The sequence below is a fragment of the Rhizobium sp. Leaf453 genome (genome assembly GCF_001425605.1).
Lineage (GTDB): Bacteria > Pseudomonadota > Alphaproteobacteria > Rhizobiales > Rhizobiaceae > Pararhizobium.
On sequence record NZ_LMRG01000026.1, the window covers coordinates 114,281 to 132,863 of the forward strand.

Annotated in this window: 22 protein-coding genes and 1 pseudogene; 11 read left to right on the plus strand and 12 right to left on the minus strand. The window is 55.6% G+C overall.

Going from position 1 to position 18,583, the window contains the following annotated elements; genetic code table 11:
• Window positions 1-123: 123 nt before the first annotated feature.
• Window positions 124-495 carry a hypothetical protein gene (locus ASG68_RS30860; protein WP_082554041.1) on the minus strand — a complete coding sequence of 124 codons (372 nt, stop codon included), beginning with the start codon at window positions 493-495 and terminating at the stop codon, window positions 124-126.
• Window positions 496-759: 264 nt separating this feature from the next.
• Here ASG68_RS30860 and ASG68_RS22010 point away from each other — a divergent pair, with 264 nt between their 5' ends.
• Entirely contained in the window at window positions 760-981 is a 222-nt protein-coding gene (locus tag ASG68_RS22010; protein WP_062610130.1) for a heavy-metal-associated domain-containing protein, read from the plus strand.
• A 178-nt stretch (window positions 982-1,159) separates the two neighbouring features.
• On the opposite strand, the gene ASG68_RS22015 is transcribed toward ASG68_RS22010, so the two are convergent.
• A complete protein-coding gene (locus ASG68_RS22015) occupies window positions 1,160-1,678 on the minus strand; it encodes a hypothetical protein (RefSeq protein WP_062610132.1) in 519 nt (172 codons plus the stop codon).
• Between the two features lie 45 nt (window positions 1,679-1,723).
• On the opposite strand from ASG68_RS22015, the gene ASG68_RS22020 reads away from it, so the two are divergent.
• Window positions 1,724-2,320 (plus strand): Crp/Fnr family transcriptional regulator, encoded by a 597-nt coding sequence (locus ASG68_RS22020; RefSeq protein WP_244484308.1) that lies wholly within the window; start codon window positions 1,724-1,726, stop codon window positions 2,318-2,320.
• 63 nt (window positions 2,321-2,383) lie between these two features.
• Here the strand turns inward: ASG68_RS22020 and ASG68_RS22025 are convergent, their stop codons facing one another.
• From ASG68_RS22025 to ASG68_RS22035, 3 genes are read right to left on the minus strand one after another with little or no spacing between them, the layout of a single operon-like run.
• The gene (locus ASG68_RS22025; protein WP_062610134.1) at window positions 2,384-3,430 is read right to left on the minus strand and encodes a CBASS cGAMP-activated phospholipase; all 1,047 of its coding nucleotides are present in this window, start codon (window positions 3,428-3,430) and stop codon (window positions 2,384-2,386) included.
• A complete protein-coding gene (locus ASG68_RS22030; RefSeq protein WP_062610136.1) occupies window positions 3,427-3,867 on the minus strand; it encodes a hypothetical protein in 441 nt (146 codons plus the stop codon). Before ASG68_RS22030 ends, ASG68_RS22025 begins: the two co-directional genes overlap by 4 nt.
• Window positions 3,864-5,123, minus strand: a complete 1,260-nt coding sequence (locus ASG68_RS22035) for a nucleotidyltransferase (protein ID WP_062610138.1) — start codon at window positions 5,121-5,123, stop codon at window positions 3,864-3,866. The genes ASG68_RS22030 and ASG68_RS22035 overlap by 4 nt, the downstream gene beginning before the upstream one ends.
• Before the next feature lie 206 nt (window positions 5,124-5,329).
• Between ASG68_RS22035 and ASG68_RS22040 the strand changes: the two genes are divergently transcribed.
• The 3 genes from ASG68_RS22040 (at window position 5,330) to ASG68_RS22050 (ending at window position 7,503) form a co-directional block, all read left to right on the plus strand.
• The gene (locus tag ASG68_RS22040; RefSeq protein WP_062583482.1) at window positions 5,330-5,656 is read left to right on the plus strand and encodes a helix-turn-helix domain-containing protein; all 327 of its coding nucleotides are present in this window, start codon (window positions 5,330-5,332) and stop codon (window positions 5,654-5,656) included.
• Window positions 5,653-6,558, plus strand: a complete 906-nt coding sequence (locus ASG68_RS22045) for an ImmA/IrrE family metallo-endopeptidase (RefSeq protein WP_062610139.1) — start codon at window positions 5,653-5,655, stop codon at window positions 6,556-6,558. The genes ASG68_RS22040 and ASG68_RS22045 overlap by 4 nt, the downstream gene beginning before the upstream one ends.
• Before the next feature lie 66 nt (window positions 6,559-6,624).
• Window positions 6,625-7,503, plus strand: a complete 879-nt coding sequence (locus tag ASG68_RS22050; RefSeq protein ID WP_210173834.1) for a hypothetical protein — start codon at window positions 6,625-6,627, stop codon at window positions 7,501-7,503.
• Between the two features lie 120 nt (window positions 7,504-7,623).
• On the opposite strand, the gene ASG68_RS22055 is transcribed toward ASG68_RS22050, so the two are convergent.
• Window positions 7,624-7,821, minus strand: coding sequence for a hypothetical protein (locus ASG68_RS22055; protein WP_082478073.1), 198 nt, complete (start codon window positions 7,819-7,821; stop codon window positions 7,624-7,626).
• A gap of 336 nt (window positions 7,822-8,157) precedes the next feature.
• On the opposite strand from ASG68_RS22055, the gene ASG68_RS22060 reads away from it, so the two are divergent.
• From ASG68_RS22060 to ASG68_RS22070, 3 genes are all read left to right on the plus strand, one after another.
• A complete protein-coding gene (locus tag ASG68_RS22060) occupies window positions 8,158-8,646 on the plus strand; it encodes a ferritin-like domain-containing protein (protein WP_037166890.1) in 489 nt (162 codons plus the stop codon).
• A 54-nt stretch (window positions 8,647-8,700) separates the two neighbouring features.
• Window positions 8,701-8,964 carry a hypothetical protein gene (locus tag ASG68_RS22065; protein WP_062610142.1) on the plus strand — a complete coding sequence of 88 codons (264 nt, stop codon included), beginning with the start codon at window positions 8,701-8,703 and terminating at the stop codon, window positions 8,962-8,964.
• 232 nt (window positions 8,965-9,196) lie between these two features.
• Window positions 9,197-9,682, plus strand: a complete 486-nt coding sequence (locus ASG68_RS22070; protein WP_156384906.1) for a hypothetical protein — start codon at window positions 9,197-9,199, stop codon at window positions 9,680-9,682.
• Window positions 9,683-9,711: 29 nt separating this feature from the next.
• On the opposite strand, the gene ASG68_RS22075 is transcribed toward ASG68_RS22070, so the two are convergent.
• The 3 genes from ASG68_RS22075 to ASG68_RS22085 all read right to left on the minus strand — a co-directional run bounded on the left by ASG68_RS22075 (window position 9,712) and on the right by ASG68_RS22085 (window position 12,275).
• Complete coding sequence (locus ASG68_RS22075; protein ID WP_156384907.1) at window positions 9,712-10,374, minus strand: adenylate/guanylate cyclase domain-containing protein; 663 nt, start codon at window positions 10,372-10,374, stop codon at window positions 9,712-9,714.
• 179 nt (window positions 10,375-10,553) lie between these two features.
• Complete coding sequence (locus ASG68_RS22080) at window positions 10,554-11,462, minus strand: DUF4238 domain-containing protein (protein ID WP_082554042.1); 909 nt, start codon at window positions 11,460-11,462, stop codon at window positions 10,554-10,556.
• Window positions 11,463-11,513: 51 nt separating this feature from the next.
• Window positions 11,514-12,275 carry an abortive infection family protein gene (locus tag ASG68_RS22085; protein ID WP_244484309.1) on the minus strand — a complete coding sequence of 254 codons (762 nt, stop codon included), beginning with the start codon at window positions 12,273-12,275 and terminating at the stop codon, window positions 11,514-11,516.
• Window positions 12,276-12,374: 99 nt separating this feature from the next.
• Here ASG68_RS22085 and ASG68_RS22090 point away from each other — a divergent pair, with 99 nt between their 5' ends.
• Together ASG68_RS22090 and cueR are read left to right on the plus strand one after the other, a co-directional pair.
• Complete coding sequence (locus tag ASG68_RS22090; protein ID WP_062610150.1) at window positions 12,375-14,858, plus strand: heavy metal translocating P-type ATPase; 2,484 nt, start codon at window positions 12,375-12,377, stop codon at window positions 14,856-14,858.
• Between the two features lie 55 nt (window positions 14,859-14,913).
• The gene (cueR, locus tag ASG68_RS22095; RefSeq protein WP_062610151.1) at window positions 14,914-15,357 is read left to right on the plus strand and encodes a Cu(I)-responsive transcriptional regulator; all 444 of its coding nucleotides are present in this window, start codon (window positions 14,914-14,916) and stop codon (window positions 15,355-15,357) included.
• A gap of 55 nt (window positions 15,358-15,412) precedes the next feature.
• Here the strand turns inward: cueR and ASG68_RS32570 are convergent.
• A pseudogene (locus ASG68_RS32570) lies at window positions 15,413-15,766 on the minus strand (hypothetical protein); the annotation flags it as partial.
• A 348-nt stretch (window positions 15,767-16,114) separates the two neighbouring features.
• Here ASG68_RS32570 and ASG68_RS22110 point away from each other — a divergent pair.
• A complete protein-coding gene (locus ASG68_RS22110; protein ID WP_320416529.1) occupies window positions 16,115-16,618 on the plus strand; it encodes a hypothetical protein in 504 nt (167 codons plus the stop codon).
• Window positions 16,619-16,715: 97 nt separating this feature from the next.
• Here ASG68_RS22110 and ASG68_RS22115 read toward each other — a convergent pair whose 3' ends face one another.
• Both ASG68_RS22115 and ASG68_RS22120 read right to left on the minus strand, forming a co-directional pair.
• Window positions 16,716-17,198, minus strand: coding sequence for an NUDIX hydrolase (locus ASG68_RS22115; protein WP_062610156.1), 483 nt, complete (start codon window positions 17,196-17,198; stop codon window positions 16,716-16,718).
• A gap of 189 nt (window positions 17,199-17,387) precedes the next feature.
• On the minus strand, window positions 17,388-17,960 hold the full coding sequence (locus ASG68_RS22120; RefSeq protein ID WP_062610158.1) for a c-type cytochrome: 573 nt from the start codon (window positions 17,958-17,960) through the stop codon (window positions 17,388-17,390).
• Window positions 17,961-18,583 lie beyond the last annotated feature (623 nt).

The following is an 18,583-nucleotide window of genomic DNA, read 5'->3' on the forward strand; positions in this document are numbered from 1 at the left end:
GATTCAATGTCTCATCCGGACGGGTCCTGGACCGCGTCCTTAGTCAAAAGGGATCGGTGTCAGGACGACCAGTCGCAGAATGCGGACACGGCTCACATGACAACGCGCTTCAATGACGGCAGATCAGGCTCTTGGAGGACGAGCGGGAGGATCGATGTCGGTGGATGCCAATTCTGCATGGGGCATCACGCTGAACCGTTGCGCGATCCAGCCTGGTTTTAGCGCCCATTCATGATTATTGGCCGACTGACCAACAATCGCTGTAGTGCAGAGCAACGCCAGGGGGCAGGCTTTACCGCAGTCTAGCTTGATGGGCGTTCGTTCCGGGCAGCACGGCATTTCATCCGGCATATCCATGCCAGCCATCGCGACTGGCGCAGACGAAACTGATGACGCCATAGCACCGTCGGCTGCTCCAACGCCGACAGGACCAAGGATGATCCCGAGCAGCGCAGCAATGAAGAATAGCCGGTGCAAGGTCTTCAGAAACGACATGCGCGCACTTTGGCACGCGGTGAACGACGTGGGAAGTGGGTTCACGCAGATGTGTGAGCAATGGGGCTCCTCAAGACGACCGTGCGATCATTCAACATAAAACCGGTATCATTGCGAAGGTCCTGCCGGTTTCGCGGAGTGACGCGCGATCCAAGCGAGCCACAAGTTGGTAAAAACGATTTCCATAAAAAAATCGGAAGGCTCTTGACCCTCCCATCGTTGGAAGCCCCACATTGCATCAGTCACATTAATCGGAGACTTCCAATGTATCATCTCAACATACCCGACATGACCTGCGGTCACTGCGTCAGTACCGTAGAAAAGGCTGTAAAGACCGTCGATCCGAGCGCTTCGGTGGCTGTCGATCTGGGCACCAAGACCGTATCCATCGAGTCGCAAGTGGCATCCGAAGCATTCATTGCGTCGATTGCGAGCGCCGGATACGGCGCGTCTTTTAAGAAATCCTGCTGCAGCCACGTTGCCTAGAATTGTCGGTCGCAGCTCAACCAGATAAACACGCGCCGTCTCGACGGCGCGTGTGATTGATGCAGAAAGAGAGCTAACGGACAGATCGTATCAAACGAGCCATGTTTCGAAAAGAGTTCATCGGGGTCAGGTTCTCGAACCACTCCTCTTCACCTAGCAGATAGCTGGCTTGCACATATCACCGGGAGTATCCGCGCAGTTCGTTGTACAGCTTGACCTGGTCCTCATTCAGCACGCCGATCATCTCTAAGTGGGCTGCGAGATGGATGGAGCGCAGATTTGATCGGATTATTTCGATCTCGCGTATTCGCTCCCGCAGACTTCGCCAAGCAAGGGAGCGCTCGCGAAATCCGACCTCCAGAGCCGTTTCCCCAGCGATCAATTTCTTCCCCTCCTCAATGGCGTCATCTCGCATCCTGGCGAAAATGCGCCGTGTCGAATCTTCCTGATCCGCCGTCAGCCCCAGCTCATGCTTCATCTTCAGAACATGCGAAGGTCCGGGTATACCGTTCAGCTCGGCAGCCTTCGCCAGTCCCCACCCTCCTCCTTCTTCCAATTCCGTAATGTCTTCTGCCGACAGGCTTTTGATTTCGCGCAGCTGCTGCCCAACATAAGGCGAAGAATGCGTATGCTCCCCCTGCGCCAGAGCTAGAAAAGGCACAAGCACGGCAAGGAGCGCAACAATCAGAGATTTCATATTTTCACCGGCAGGCTTGTTTCAAGAACGGCAGCTTGCCAACCTATGATCATTGGCGACATGATAGCTATCATGTCAGAGAAAATTATAAGATGTCTGCAGCCCAAGGCCGTTGCTCAAAAGTCCTTCGCAAAAGGCGAGCATCTATTCCACCGAGACGATCCGGTGCGCACGCTGTTCCTCATCACAGGAGGGTGCGTAAACCTCGTCCGCTACCAACTGGATGGAAACCAGGCGCTTTTGCAGCGCTCGACGGCAGGAACCGTCTTGGCTGAGGCGTCCCTGTTTTCGGACCGGTATCATTGCGACGCTGTGGCAGCGACAGCAACCGATGCGATTCTGGTACCTGTTACCGAGGTCCTGCGACTGCTGGAACATGACCTGATCTTTGCAGGGGAATGGATGGCTCATCTCTCGCGGGAACTGCTGAGCGCGAGGAAGCGGTCCGAAATGGCTGCACTCCGAACGGTCAGTGCCCGCCTGGACGCGTGGATTGCCTGGAACGATGATGCCTTCCCAGCCAGGGGCGATTGGAGAGGTTTGGCAGACGAACTCGGAGTTTCCTCGGAGGCGCTCTATCGCGAACTGTCAAAGCGTAGGCGTTGCGGCCACATCGGCACCTTGCTCAGGAAGGCTGATTGACGGCACTTTCAGCTTCGCAGGGACTTCAGGGCGACGACCGATTTGGCTCTGCAGAACCCTTTCCTATTTGGCTGCACAGCGCAAAAAGGCATCCGCCTTATCCGAGAGAAAAACACTTTCGATGTAGTGCCCGGACGCTTCCGCCTGGGCGCGTGCTACTCTCGGTAGTTCCGTTCTTGAGCGACGGACATCATCCAGAGCAATCAGTTGATCGTGCTCTGGGACATCAATGCGCACAACATTGTTCTTCCCGGCGAGAAGGTAGGCCTGTCCCAAGGCGTTCTTCGACTGTGCCCTGGCTGCGATCTTGAACAGTGGTGGCACTCCGAAAGATATTCCCCACCCGTTCACGCCGCCGTTGAACTGCTTGTTGCGCAACTTCAAAGTCTCGTCGCCGGTTCCGAGCGAAAGAATGCGGATGTTCTCGCGTGGCACGTCATAACACGCGAGGACATCCACCAAGGCGTTCATGATTGGGTTGTTCGCCCAAACACCGCCATCGATCATGATATGGCCATCGTTTTCGACTGCCGGGTAGTAGGCAGGTGCCGCAGTGGTGTGCAATGCGACATGGGCGAAACTCTTATGGCGATCCTTCTGATAGTCGGGATGATGGGGCGACTTGTAAATGAATGGCTCACCGTGGACGCCTTCGAAGCTTGGAATGACCAAGCGCGTCGTTGCGTCATCGATGACTTTGTCGCCATAAATCCGCAGAAGTTCTCCCTTCAGTACCGATTGGTCATGTTTGGGCCAAAAGAGGAAACGAGCCAACTGCCGAACGCGAGCGAAGCCCCTCGGCGATGGGAAGATGATATCGCCGCGCTCCGTATAGATTTCGAGCACCTGTTTTGCAGACATGCCGTGGGCAAGACCCAAGGCAATAATTCCACCAGTCGAGGTCCCAGCGATCATGTCGAAATGATTGGCAATCGACGCACCCCCGAGGAAACGCTTCTCGATCTCCGCAAGGTACGCGGCCGGGAAGATACCTCGGATACCGCCGCCATCAATCGATAGAATGCGGAACAGGCGGTCTTTCGGCCACGGCAACTTCTTCCTGGTATGTTGGATGGTGCCATCGGAACGCGGTGGAGCTACATAATTCATTGTTGGGTCTCCGTTGACGGCGAGCGCTCAGGATGCCGACCGCCGCCGGACCATTTCTTGGTCATCACCCAGAATTCGTAAAAAGTGAGCCAGTCAATTGTCCAAGGTATCGTCGTGCGGGAAAGCAACATCGACCCGTCCCACTCGTCGGTTGCCGGGTCGAAGAGACAGAGTGTCGGGTCGGTAAGGGGACCGTATATATGTGGCAACGGCCCTTCCGGATTTTCAGGCATCCTGATCAACTCAGGCGCAATGACCCTGACTTCAGGCGAGTCCCCAACCGCATACCGGACCTCGATCCGGTATGCGGAGAATTGCGGCTTCAGTTCGCCGGTCCAGATCGCCGATTCAGGGCCTGCTTTTCGTACGCGAAACAGCGGCCAATCGGCTCGCATGGCGGTGATCTGTTCCTCAATTGTTTTGAACACTGCCCTCATTTGAAGTTGCTTCCAAAGTAAGTGTGACGCGAACCCTGCACGGGCGAGGCGTACGCGGAACTCTGCGAAGAGGTGACCACCACTGCAGCGGCCGGTACCAGGATGCTGCCGCGTTTGGTATAACCTTGACGGCCATGCTCTGCCGCAAGGCGCGTCTGCATCGCCATTTGGTCAACAGCCTTTGTGACGACACGGTCGCCGAACATTTCGCGAAGCCAGTCCTGCAGTTCGGTCGGCAACATTTCGCCGTTGAGCGCCCTTTCGATCCCCCGGACGAGGTCGCGAAGATCAGCAGCAAAGCGCTTCTGTTGATCAATGGTATCCGGCCACCTGTCGGTAAAAACATCATCGCTGTATACGGGGTTCTCAACCCGGAGCTTTTGGTTACGGATGGTTGCCTGATCGATGTCGTTGATGATCCACTTGGTGATGCGGAAAAGAGCATCAGTCAACGAACTGCCGGGCCTGGCCGCCACGCCCGCGAAGTAGGACAACATAACGGATGGCGGCATCCGTCCCGAACGATCAGCATACCGGACATTTCGAAACCGTTTGATCAGCTGAAGCGCCAAGGTTGTGTTGCTCTTGACAAGGAATTCCGTCTGGAGAGGCACGTCATCAACGTCCGCGTCTGCTTTTACGCGGCGTCGTTCGGCATCCTCCCACCGCCGTTTAAAAGCTTCGACGACCTTCAATTCTGTCGGGGTCCGCTCGATGTACCACTCGCCGAAGCCGTAGGCATTCATCGGGACTTCTTGATCATCGAATGAAGCCTTCGCGCCCCTGGCATGCATAATCACGCTCTGCCGTTCCAAGGTTCCGACATCCCTGAGCGACGGGGAGATATCCAAGTGCATTTGGTCGGCGTAGTAGATCGTGACGCACCGCGTCTGGCGAACGACGGTCAGGCCGCGATAGCCAGTAAGGCCTTTTTCAAGTTCGGTAAGAATTTCGATGGGCGACATTGACCGGAACCGCTCGCCCAACTGGGCAATGATATCCAGGTCATATTCGTCGTCAGTTCCACGATTTGAGATCGTGGCATCAATAGCCATAGAACCCTGCGGATAGAAGTGTTCAATCTGGTCATGAAAAATCGAACTGGTGGCTTCGAGGTGATTTCTAACCGCCTCATATCGGTCAACGGCTTTGCCGTGCAAAGACGGCGGTAGCTGAACACTGAAAGCGATCTCTGCGAGTATCGCGTCGATGCGGTTTAAGAACGGGTCAATTCCATCGACCGTAACTCTTGTCATGTTTACTCTCCAGTTTAGGTTTGTGACGCGCAAGTTTGCTGATCATTGTGGGCTCCCCTTTTTGGTCGTGCTGAGTTCGCTAAAACTTAATTAAAAAGTTCGCTACTCCGAACTCTATATGATGGTCTTGATATTCGAAGTCAAGGGTTCTAAAATATCGCTACTCCGAACCTGTGGAAAAACGAGAAAAAGAAGGAGATCGGATCATGCAGAATAAACTCGGCGCTCGCATCAAAGCGCTGCGCACGGACAAAAAGTTGACTCTTGACCAGCTTGCCGAATTGTCAGGATCATCAAAGAGTTACATCTGGGAGCTGGAAAACAAAAATCCGCCTCGCCCCTCCGCTGAAAAGCTCGCCGATATCGCAAAAGCGTTGGGAGTCACCGCCGACTATTTGATCGGAAGCGATGAGCAGAATCGCACGCAGGCCGAGGACATCGCCTTCTTCCGACAGTACAGCGGATTGCCGGATGACACTCGGAAGGTTCTGAGAGACATGGCAGAATCCTTGGCCAAGTTGGGAAAAAAATGACCGCTCGTATGGGGCCGAAGCCGCTTGTTGAATCTGGCCGCATCACCAAGATGTTGGACCTGGTATTGGGGGAGGATCGGTTCGACCGTCGCCCTGTCGATATTACAAGTTTGGCGATGGAATATTCCCGAAACATCAATCCGGTCAGTCCCATTCACGAGGTCACAGGGAAACATCTGCCGGGGTGCGTTGGAGCCCTGGTCTATAGCCAAACCAAACCGAGGCAATGGGGTATTGCCTACGAGAAAAGCCAACCAGAAACCCGGAGAGCTTTTACTGTCGCCCACGAATTTGGGCATTACATCTTGCATCGCCGTCTCATCGAAGAAGATGACCGTTTCGATGGCGGCATTTTCTGTGATGAAAACAGCGTCAATCGCCGCGCGGGTGAAGGGATTGAAAAGGAAGCCGACCAGTTCGCTGCCGCCCTGCTCATGCCCCTTCATGACTTCCGGCGAAAAGTCACCCCTAAAGAGCGCCCGGATATTGAAAAACTGGGCAATATGGCAGCCCGCTACGGCGTCTCTCTGACCGCCGCTATTTTGCGTTGGCTCGAATACACCGATACGCGGGCGCTCCTTGTTGTATCAAATGAAGGCTTTGCTTATTGGGCGAAATCAAGTGACGCGGCACTTAAGTCCGGGCGATATTTTCGCACGAAGAATGAGGTTGTAGAACTTCCTGCTGCAGCGATTGCAGTCCGCAAGCAATTTGGCCAGGAGGCTATCACTGGCGTTCGGCAGCCCAGCGGCATCTGGTTCGATGAACCTGTCGTAGAGATGTGCATGAGATCAGACCGCTTCGATCAGGAACTGACCCTACTTCATTTCGAAAACGCGGGTCCTAAACATCAAGGAGAGGAAGAGGTCGAAGACACCTATGATCGCTTCCAGCCAAATTGATACCAGCCTGACCATGCTGGAATTTCGGCGTTGTATCCTTGCCAATTGAAAGCTGTGTGGATGGAAATGGCAGACGAAATACGGCTGACCCTACGAACGAACAGCCAAGCCTTTCTGGCGGAATCCGTCTCGAAGGCCGTGCTTGCCCATGGCGAGCCGCGTCAGTGGCAATTTGCGATCACAACCCTCGTGCAATCCCTGGAGTTGGCGCTCAAGGCGAAGCTCGAAGAAATCCATCCAATGTTTGTTTTTGAAAACATTGATGACCCCAAACATACGATCAACATTACAGGAGCAATCAAGCGACTGAGCAATCCGAAAATAGGAACCATCCATTTCAGCGAAACGGATAACAAACGGCTGCACGCGGCGATCAAGCTGCGGAACGAACTGACGCATGCTGAAAGCCGTCTAAATGTTCATCATGCTCAAAATTCGTTTTGCTTTGTGTTCTCCTTCGTAGCCGATTTTTTCCGCCACCACCTCTCCACCTCGGTAAACGAGTTCTTGCGTCCGGCTGACTTGGATCAAATCATTCAGTGGAATGCCGCCCGAAAAGAGTTACGCAAACGGGCACTGCATCGCATTGCGGAGAAAAATATTCCAGATCAGGATATTAGGGACTGCCCCGAGTGTTTTGAGACCACATTTGTTTTGTTCGATGCCGAATGTGCTTGCTACACCTGTATGCATCACCATGAGACGGTGGAATGTCCCCGATGCGGCACCTACACCTATTTTCCCGAGGAAATGATTTCCCTGCACGACGACTTCGACACCGATCTTGACGAGGGCCGATATGTCGTTCTTAACCGGTTCGGTATGGATTACGACGAGGTCTGCCCCGAATGCATCGGGGACGCGCGGAACGAAATTTCCACGGCGCGGTACGATGACTATGTCGAATACATGCAGCAGGAGGCTTATTATTCGCCTCACCGATGAGACGTCGAGGACTTGATCAAGTCGAGGCCTGCTATGTTGATTGCCCGGGCGTATTCATTTCAGCATGAAAAACCCGGCTGGTTAGGCCGGGTTCTCGACTTTCAGCGGATGTTGAGCCCGCTAGTGCGTGGTGCTGTTTATAAGTGCGTCAATGAGGGCGATCTGCGAACGACAGCCTCGCTGATACTCGTTGATCAATATCTTTGCTTCTGCAGTCGCATCTTTGCGCAGAATGCGCTGCTGTGTGCACCAAGCGTCAAGAACCGACTGGAGCATATTGAGGTCTTTTGGTGGTATTGCGATATCAGATTTCTGCATCATTTCCCTCCCAAGGATTGACATCTTTTTTGTTGAGAAGCCGCCTCCTCGCGACCTCCAGCACATTCGACCTTAGTCTAATGTACTAGGTGCACAAGATGAAAATGTGACATTCTGGTTGAGGTACGTAACCGATTTTCTACCGGCCGTGATCGCCTCTCATGGGCCCGTTCTGGGATCAAGGCGAGATAGTTCCCGAAAACGTAGATGGGCCTTGAGGGGCGCGACGGCGACAATGCACGTGATGCTCGGCAAGACGGAACATTGGTTCCTCCAATGAGTTGTCGGCCCATACTTGCCCCGGCTGTCGGAGCGCAATGTTCAGGAGACAAAGCCATGGCCAAATTACTCGAAGACCTGTTCCTCGACACGCTCAAGGACGTCTATTTCGCCGAACAGAAGATCGTCGACACATTGCCCGAGATGGAGCAGGCGGCGACGAATACTCAGTTGAAGTCGGCATTTCGCAAGCACCTGGATGAAACCAAAATCCACGTGACGCGTCTCGAAGCCGTCTTCAATGTGATCGGCGAGGAGCCGGAGGCCAAGACGTGCGACGCTATCCTTGGGATCACCGATGAGGGTGCCGAAATTATGGAAGAATACGAAGGCTCCCCTGCCCTTGATGCTGGTCTCCTGGCTGCTGCTCAGGCAGTCGAACATTACGAAATGTCACGCTACGGCACGCTACGCACGTGGGCGCTGGAACTAGGCTATGAAGAAGCCGCTGAGATTCTCCAGTCTACGCTCGATGAAGAACAAGCCACCGATCTGGCACTCACCGCGATTGCCACGTCCGTCGTGAACCAAAAAGCCGAAGGCTGATCAAAGACGGGGGGCTGACCGATGTCAGTCCCCGTCCGTTGACAGATCATTGTCATGAGCAAACGTTTTACCTATCTGCTCACAAGACTACGCGGAACCGAGCTGCTGGTAGGTTCTGAGGAGCAGACAATTGATGAGATCAAGTCTCTGCTTGTTGAAAACGGCGTGCCAATCGAGAGCGGCCTGGCCGAGCTTCACCAGGTCGGGAAACTGAAAATCGGCAAACAAACCACCGAGGGACTGATCGAAACCATTCTCTTGGCCAAACCACCTCAAGAGGCGGAAAACTCGGCGTCGGCCGATCCCACCGAGCCCTGAGATATTGAAAGTTGCCGATACTGGTCTTGTATTCGCCCAGGGTAGCTGGCAATCCGCCCCAGAACAAACAGGAAACAAAACTATGAGCGCTCGTAAGGGTGAACTGACTAAGGCGGTCATGCATCTGGCGCGAGGCAAAACTTCCTGATGACAGCTGCAAATGCCGCGCTTCCACCCTAATGACGACTTACAAATAGCGCAGAGTCGAACGTCGAAACCGACGAGGTGGTCGATGACGGAACGGCTTTCTAGGATAAAGGCTACCTGCATTCTGACTGCGGCCACGTCGTGGTTTTACGCCCCCGCCTCCGCCGATTGCTGGTCGGCGCTCGACAGTCCAGAGTGGCCCCGTATCGCCCAATCTGTGGCGGCAATTCAGTTGTGCGAGCAAATACCTGTCGGCCCCTATGGGACTGCCAGTGTACAGGTCGAGTCATTCGAGTTTTGCTCCGTTTCAAACAGCGTTGCCACCGTTTCAGCAAGAGCACAGCTGACTTGCGAATTCGGTTCAGATGCCCTGATCCAAATGCCTCCGCTTGACGGCGAAATCGTAGCCATCGTGGCGCTTGATACCACTGCATGCAGCGTAGGAGACAACGATCTCCAAATCAGCGGTGAAATCGGCGCACTCCTGTCTGGGCTGGAAGAGACGCAACAAGTCGCCCGCGACTGGGCACAATCGCAGTTAGCGCTCCTCTGCAGCTTGGACCGACCATGACGGGTCCATAAGAGCCGCCCGTCGTCGCGTCACCGGGGCACCTCATAGGTTTGCGGCGACCGCCGATATGCTTCCTCACAACGCGGCGAACAAAACCACGGCCCCTCCGGGGCGGCCCGCCTATAGGATGAGTACGGCGCATGCATCTTACACACGGGATCGATCCAGGCCGGGTCAGCCGACGGAGCAAGCTCGATCTCGTAGAGAGGGACTTCCCCGGTTACCGATCTAAGTGCCACCATTCCGAGGTCTCGCACCAGGATACCTCTTGTGACAGCCGCCTCGGCAATGGGTTGAGTGGCAAGCAATTGCCCAGGCGATGCGAGCGCGGCGATTCGTGCTGCGATGTTGACGGTCGATCCAAAGAGATCACCAGCTCTGTAGATGACCGGCCCATGGTTCAGCCCCGCCCGAGTGAGCGGTAGCCGCGATTCTTTACGGCATGCTTCCAACAACGGTCCGAGTACCTTGATCGCTGTATCGGGCTCAGGAAACGAGAGCATTGCCTCATCGCCGATCCATTTGATGGGGGGCTCATAGCCGCTGAGGGCGTCGCGGACCATGCTCTCGAATACTTCAAGCACGTCAAGCGCAGCCGCGTCACCATAAACGTCCGCAATAGCGCTGAATCCGGCAATATCTATGAACGCAACGGTGGCCGGTGAGTTGGCCGAATTCTCTCGCTGCCCCACATCGCCCTCCATCGCTCGAAGATTTGATCCCTAGCAACACCGCATTCTCGCCCGCATTCGCTTCCTACGCAACTTCTGAAAACCAGTCGCCACAGCCGGAGCCATGCATAACGACGCGCCATGATGGAACCAAATTCGCCATGATAGATCGGCTTACGCAGCTCGATGCCCACCGACCTTCAGTTCTTCATGATCTCGCGTGGAAACGGGAGCATATAATCTCGCTTACCCATGCGCTTTTTCACTTCGGTCGTGCTCTGCTCATCAGCCGCATACACAGAACGACGCCCCTGACCTATCACTCCGTCATTCACCTCTCGCACAATGCGGCCGACAGGTATCCGCCGAACAGCCTCACCAAATTCGGCATTCATGAAAGCGACGAATACCTTCGTCGGACTGAGCGGCAGTGCGAAATGCCCGTCGGGTCTTCCAAGCCCATTTGTCATGATGAGCGGATGGTCAGAGGTCAGGATGCGCCTGGAAACGGTCGAAGTATCCAGAACCCACCACATCGCCCCCATGAAGGTCCGAAGAACGTTTTCGTTCTGGATGAGCTTGGTCGCAACGATAATGGCGGTCCGTTCCAGCATCTTGGGGCTCTCCAGCTTCATATAATCTTCCAGCGTGGCAGGCCAATTTTCCTTGCGGACCTGGTCATACCGGGCTTGGAAAGCCGGATCGGGCACATCCATGTCTCTAATAACTTTGACCTTGAACGCTCGAATCTCCTCGGGAGTGCGGATGATCAGGGACAGAAGAAAACGCGCCCAAGCATGCCTTAACTCCGGATCAGTGGGGATGTTGCTCTGGAGCAGCTGGTCACGAGCATCCGCCGCCTTTTTGTCGACCGCTCCCATGAATATCTTTTCGATGTTCTGCTTTGTCTCAGGAGTGGCACCAGGAATGATGTAGAGGTTCTCTTCATAACCGGTCTCTCCGGTCCCTCGCCTCTTTATCTCAAGCCTCGGAAACTGCTCGTGCGGGAATTTGAGCCGCCGGTACTCCGTGAGCTTGTTATCTGTGCCGAGCCAAGGCTTCAGGTAGAACTGGGGAATGTAGTGATGTTTCAGGAAACGACTCAGCAGCTCGTTAAACGATAGACTTTATCATGGTCATCAAGAGCAGACAGCGCAGCATCATCCTCTTTTGGCGGCCAATGTTTCCACCAGAAATGTCGCGACTGCCCCTGCCGTGTTGACAGCGAGGCTGGCGTGCCGAGGCGAAGGTCTGACCGGCAAGGGACCTCCCCGCCCGTGCGCATCGCTCAAACGATTTCGGAGGGTCCCGATACCGTTCACCAGGTTCATGGCTCCTCCTAAAATCTGTCTTACCGGTTCCTCCGTGTGCTGATCAGGCGCAAGATTCAGCTCCTTCGCCGCCATTCGGTACAACTGTGGCAGGTCCTCCTTATCCGTGTAAGGGACGTGCAACTCGTCAAGGACCCGCTTGCAGACGGTCTCCAGTAGTGTGCGCGCTACCGTGATCGCACCCTCCGGATCAGAAGTGCGTCTTGCCAGGGCTTTATTCCAGACCGAATGCACGCCTTCTGTGTCGAAGCTTTCCAGCGTGTCCGAGGCAATTTTATCGCCCGGGGCGCGGTTCTTGCCCTCCAAATGATTAATGAGCGGAGTGAACGCTTGGCTGATGATCTCGCGGCGTTCTGCATACTTTCCTGCCGTTCTCTGAATAAATGGCCAAAACGCATCTAGCGTGCGAGACGTTCGAACGAATGGGGGTAGGAGTGCCTTCAGCTGGTCGGATTGCATGAATTCCTGCCGCAGATACTCGTACAGGCGGGAATTTGCGGTTGTGTCGCCAGTCGCCCTCGCCGTCATTAACTGTTCCATCATCGTTGCTCGTTCGGCCAGCGATGTTGGCAACTCGTCTTCGTAGATCACGTCAACTCCATCTTTCCGCATTTTTTGCAAACCGCTCTTGACCTTACCATCTTTGGAAGCTTTACCTATCTATGCAGTTAAGGAAAAGGACACCATCCAATGACTGCAATATCGAAGATCACACCAGCGTCTCCAGTGCCCATCGCGACCGATTTTGGCATCGAGGGAATGACATGCGCTTCCTGTGTCGTGCGCGTGGAAAAAGCTATTGCGGCCGTGCCGGGCGTGGCTTCCGCCAATGTTAATTTGGCTACGGAACGAGCAACCGTTCAATTCGATGGAGCGCCAGACACCAGTGGGGTTCTCCGCGCAATCGAAAATGCTGGATATGAGCCCAAGATAGTCACCCAGGAATTCAGTGTCGAAGGCATGACCTGCGCCTCGTGCGTCTCTCGTGTTGAAAAGGCGCTGAAGGCTGTGCCCGGGGTCACCGACGCTTCTGTGAACCTCGCTACGGAAAAGGCGACCGTTCGCATCATCTCGGGAGCGACTGAGATCACCGCGCTTGAGGCAGCCGTCCGGGGTGCCGGTTATGACGTTCGCAAGGTGGTCGCCGCTGACGTCAGCGATGAAGGTGCGGATCATCGTAGCGTCGAGATACGAACGCTCAAGAACCTGCTGTTTTTCTCGGCGTTGCTGACACTTCCGCTCTTCCTGTTGGAAATGGGCTCCCACTTCATTCCCGGCGTCCACGAACTGATCATGGACACCATCGGGATGCGCAACAATCTGTATCTCCAGTTCGTGCTGGCGACCGTGGTTCTGTTTGGCCCGGGCCTGAGGTTCTTCCAGAAGGGCGTGCCAAACCTGTTACGCTGGACGCCTGATATGAATTCGCTTGTCGTCCTTGGTACTTCTGCGGCCTGGGGTTATTCGGTCGTTGCAACCTTTTTGCCTGGCGTTCTGCCTCTAGGGACCGCGAATGTCTATTACGAGGCTGCGGCCGTTATCGTCACGCTAATCTTGCTCGGCCGTTACCTGGAAGCCCGCGCCAAGGGTCGGACCAGCCAGGCGATCAAGCGGCTTGTCGGCCTGCAGCCTAAGACCGCCTTCGTCTCGCATGGCGGCGAATTCGTCGAAATTCAGATAAGCGACGTTGTCGTCGGCGACGTCATCCGGATCAGACCGGGTGAAAAAATCCCGGTCGACGGCACTGTCGTGGACGGCAGTTCGTACGTCGACGAATCCATGATTACGGGAGAGCCTGTACCCGTTCAGAAGTCTGCGAACAGCGAAGTTGTCGGCGGCACCATCAACAAGACGGGGTCGTTTACCTTCAAAGCAACCAAGGTCGGCAGCGACACGCTGCTCGCGCAGATCATCAAGATGGTCGAGGCCGCGCAGGGTTCGAAACTGCCGATCCAGGCACTGGTCGACAAGGTTACCGGTTGGTTTGTTCCGGCCGTGATCCTCGCGGCCATCGTGACCTTCGCTGCCTGGTACGTCTTCGGCCCCTCTCCTGCGCTGACATTCGCGCTGGTGAACGCGGTCGCTGTTCTCATTATTGCATGCCCCTGCGCCATGGGTCTGGCAACACCGACCTCGATCATGGTCGGCACGGGCCGCGCGGCTGAACTCGGCATACTGTTCCGGAAGGGTGAAGCACTGCAAAGCCTGCGTGAGGCAGATGTCGTTGCGCTCGACAAGACCGGAACCCTGACCAAGGGACGCCCCGAACTGACGGACCTGATCGTCGCTAACGGTTTCGATGCCGACCTGGTACTGGCTCAGATTGCAAGCCTGGAGTCCTTGTCCGAGCATCCGATTGCCGAAGCTATCGTATCGGCCGCGAAGGCGAAGGGCGTTGGTTTGGCCACCGTGACGAATTTCGAGGCGACACCTGGATTTGGTGTGAGCGGCACAGTGGACGGATCGGACATCCTTGTTGGTGCCGACCGCGCCCTGCATCTGCACAAGATCGACGTTTCGAGGTTCGCCCGCGAAGCCGAACGGCTCGGCGACAGTGGCAAGTCTCCGCTCTATGCAGCAATCGATGGACGTCTGGCGGCCATCATCGCTGTTTCCGATCCAATCAAGGAAACCACTCCTCAGGCGATCAAGGCCCTGCATAACCTTGGCCTAAAGGTGGCGATGATCACCGGAGATAACCGTCGTACGGCCGAGGCAATAGCCAGGCAGCTTGGCATCGACGAAGTAATCGCCGAGGTTTTGCCGGAAGGAAAGGTCGAAGCGGTCAAGAGACTTCGCCACAATAACCGAAAGGTGGCCTTCATCGGTGATGGCATCAACGATGCCCCAGCTCTGACCGAAGCCGATGTCGGCCTGGCGGTAGGCACAGGAACCGATATCGCGATTGAAAGTGCCGACGTGGTGCTGATGTCTGGAGACCTGAACGGTGTGCCGAAGGCCATCGCCCTCAGCAAGGCCACGATCCTGAACATCAAGCAGAACTTGTTTTGGGCATTCGCCTACAACGTCCTGCTGATTCCGGTCGCAGCGGGCGTATTGTACCCCGTGAACGGCACCCTTATGTCGCCGATATTCGCAGCGGCTGCGATGGCAATGTCGAGTGTGTTTGTACTCGGCAATGCGCTCCGGCTTCGTCGGGCAAATCCGGCTTGAAATCCGGGCGTCCGGTTCTGGCCGGACGCCCGTCCACTCGTAAAAGGATACCAAAATGAATATCGGGCAAGCCTCAAAAGCGACCGGCGTTTCGACAAAAATGATCCGCTACTATGAGCAGATCAAGCTGATAAGCCCCGCGCACCGGACTGCGTCCAGCTATCGGACTTACGGGGACAATGACGTTCATACTCTTCAGTTTGTACGCAGGGCACGTGATCTCGGTTTCTCAGTGGAACAGATCAAGGAACTGCTTGCGCTGTGGCGAGATCGGTCCAGGGCTAGCTCCGACGTTAAGGCCGTCGCTCTGGAACACGTTGTCGAGCTGGAGCGCAAGATAGCAGCTATCCAGGAAATGACGACAACGCTCAAGCACCTCGCGAGCAACTGCCACGGCGACAACCGACCAGAGTGTCCAATAATTGAGGAAATGGCGACCGGGTTCGGAGGGGAGAAAATGGGCGTCAAGGCACGGTTCGGTGTCGCCTCACTGAAATGACTTTTTTATCGTTCTGACGCATAGAAGCCCGCCGCTGAAGCGGTAGTTTCAGCCTAACATTATCTGGCGGCGCGAAAAAGCAGTTCACGTTGTCTTCGGTCGGATGAAGGCAGAGGTGATAGTTGCCGTCTCCGGACGGGATCTCGTCTCCATAAGGAATAAAAAAATTGTGGCTTCTGGTGGCGAGATGATGGTCGCCAGGCTGAAGGATAACCGAAAACCCTCGGGGGCCCTTCCTGACATCCCAGCTGGGGATCGCATCGCAATCCCCTCCCACGTCGTTGCCCTTGCAGCAGGCCGGAGGATAGGTCCAGCCACTGCTGGGCTGGTGGGCGTGGCTCGGCGCGACCAGGCCCATCGACATGACAGCCAAGCTGATCACGGACGCTGTTGATGGTATGACAGTCATCAAATGCCGCCAATCTGAGGAATCCGCGTCTTGACCCAGCAATTGTACGCCGAATGCTCGCCGTTGGGAGATTAATTTTAGCGATAGCTCATACACAGCTGGCGGCGATACCGACGTACACTGTTGGCAACTGCCGAATTCTGCGAGGCTAACGAAGATGGCTGATCCGGACGCCTACCCTGGAATGCCTCGATGGGTGAAAATCTCTGGGATAATGCTCGGCGTTGTGATCGTGCTGGCCGTGATTCTGATGGCCACCGGTATTGGCGGTCCTCACGGTCCTGGCCGCCACCTTTCGCCTGCTGACACGGACAGCCAGACAACGCCACAAGGTGATCGCCCGTGACAATGAGACCCGGCCTGCGCAAGATCATCCTGATCGCGCACATCGTTTCCTCGGTTGGCTCGCTCGGTGCGGTGGCGGGCTTCCTCGCCCTCGCGGTCGCAGGGCTCTCCAGTCAGGATGCTCAGGTGACGCGGAGCGCCTATGTCGCAATGGAGGTGATCGCCCGTTTTGTCATTGTCCCTTCGGTTTCCGCCTCGTTGCTAATCGGCGTCGCTCAGTCTCTTGGCACCACATGGGGCTTGTTCCGGCACTATTGGGTCCTGGCGAAACTCCTGCTAACCACCTTGGTTTTAATTGTCCTGCTGCTCCAGATGGAGGGAATTTCCTACGTCGCAGCGGTAGCGGTCGAGACCACGTTGTCTAGTGCCGGTCTCCTCGGTCTCAGGCGCTCGCTCGTGATCCATGCCGCTGGTGGCCTGGTCGTATTGCTCGTGACGACGATGCTGTCGGTCTACAAGCCGCGTGGAATGACCCGATACGGATGGCGCAAACATCACAACCAGTAGGGTAACCCGGTATAGCCACGCCGGAGGATTACCGCGATCAAATGACTTCTGGTAGTCGCTATGGACTTTAATAAATTTTCGGGCCGAACAAATCTGACTAAGCGACCGAGCGTCTCAACAAGCTCATAAGCAATCCCTTCAATTCCGGCTCCGAAACCCGCACTGCAGCCGCAACCGGCGATAGCCACTCTACGCGACGCTCCTTCGATTCCGGAAACTCAATGAAAGCTTTTTTGACCTCAACGAGATGTACTTCGACTAAGGATGGTACCTTGGTCCCGTCATCGAGCGTCTTGAGATAAGTAAAATAGCCGAGGGGCCTCTTTCTTGCCTTGCCCTTTACGCCAGCCTCTTCCCAAGCCTCTCGTTCTGCGGCCTCGTGCGACTTCAGCCCTTTGATCGGCCAGCCTTTTGGAATGGTCCAGCGACCGGTCTCGCGGGTCGTGACAAGCAGGACTTCGGTGCTTCCTTGAAGACCTGTGCGAAAGCAGATTGCTCCGACCTGCTCAACCATCCCGCCACCCATTATTACGCCCGCGTAGGCGGCTAGACGCGCAAGATGGGTCACCTTTTTTGTCATCGGCCTTCGTTCCAATCTCGAACAGAAGATGGGGTGCCAGGTGATTCTCGGCAATCCCAGCTCATTAAATCAACACGACATTGGTCGGTGGCGGTCAGAGGCGCTTCTTGCCAAGAGGCGAAACCGCTGTCGACATAGCATAGCCCGTCATTCCTTGGTCGGCGCTAGGCGGCCGCATCCTAGTTCCCGCTACTTGACCTCCATCCGGAACTTCGCGTGGCACGACGTGCAAGTTTGAAGCATCATGTGGAAAGCATGTTCTGCGGGCATTGCCACTGCATCTCTCGCTGCATCGACCTTTCTTGCGAGCGGTCCGCCTCCCATGGCATCTCCCGTTTGCATCCGCGTTCCGGGGCCGAGCGTGTCAGGATTTCGGTCCGCTGCGACGGACAAGGCGGAGGCGTAGATGCCAAGGTCTTTTGCCAGCTTGTCGAACTGTTGACGGTCGGTTTCAATGCTTGGGCTGGCTTTTGAGCCAGCCGTGGTGACGGAACCGTCGAACAGCGCCGAAAGGGTAGCCCCAGAGTGAGACCGAATGGTCTCGGCGGCCGCTTTGAACGCTTTTGCGTCGTAGGGCGACGTGTCCTTGAACATGGCGTTGATGGACTTGGCGGCGTTTGCCATCGCCTTCATGCCGTCCTGTCTTTGGACAACGTTGCCGGGCGCGGCGGTTTGGGCGGTTGCCACAGAGATCGCCGTGGCGAAAACGGCTATCGGAAGCACAAGAACGGCTAGTTTCGTCACGCTCGCATTCATCCCCATGCTACACTCCATTTTCCCGGGGGCTGTTCCTCCCACTTTTGACCATCCCGGCAGATGGAGGTCCAACCTTCGGGTTCTGGACACGTACTCGCGCTTGATCAAGATCAACGCAACTCTTGCAACGGCACGGCACTGTGCTTGAATACGATAATAGGGTCCCAGCCAAAACATGATCGCCGTAAGCCGAACCATTCGAAGATACGCGAGAGAATTGCTGACCGTTTTGGTCGCAATTATGTTCCTCGTCGCTCCGATGGCCGAGGCTGCTCCCGAAATATGCGACAACGACTTACCTCAAGCTGTACATATCGAAACTTCCATGGGTGACGTAGCTGGACAAGGTGATCTCCATCCTGTCGAGCAAAAGGCCTGCTGCAAAAGCGTATGCAGCCTATGCAACGTCATTCTTCCACCTTCGAACCCTGTAGCTTTTCACGTCGGTTCTGGCGCTCAGCGATATTTTGATCCTCAGCAGTCCATCACAGGCCTCAGCTCCTCACCTGCTCTCGGCCCTCCCCGATCTATTGTTTGAACACCTCCGCTCAACGGCGGGATGATCGTCGGTTGCCTGCGATACCCGCACGGCGACCATGTGGTGACAATTGCCGAGACCGCCGTACCAC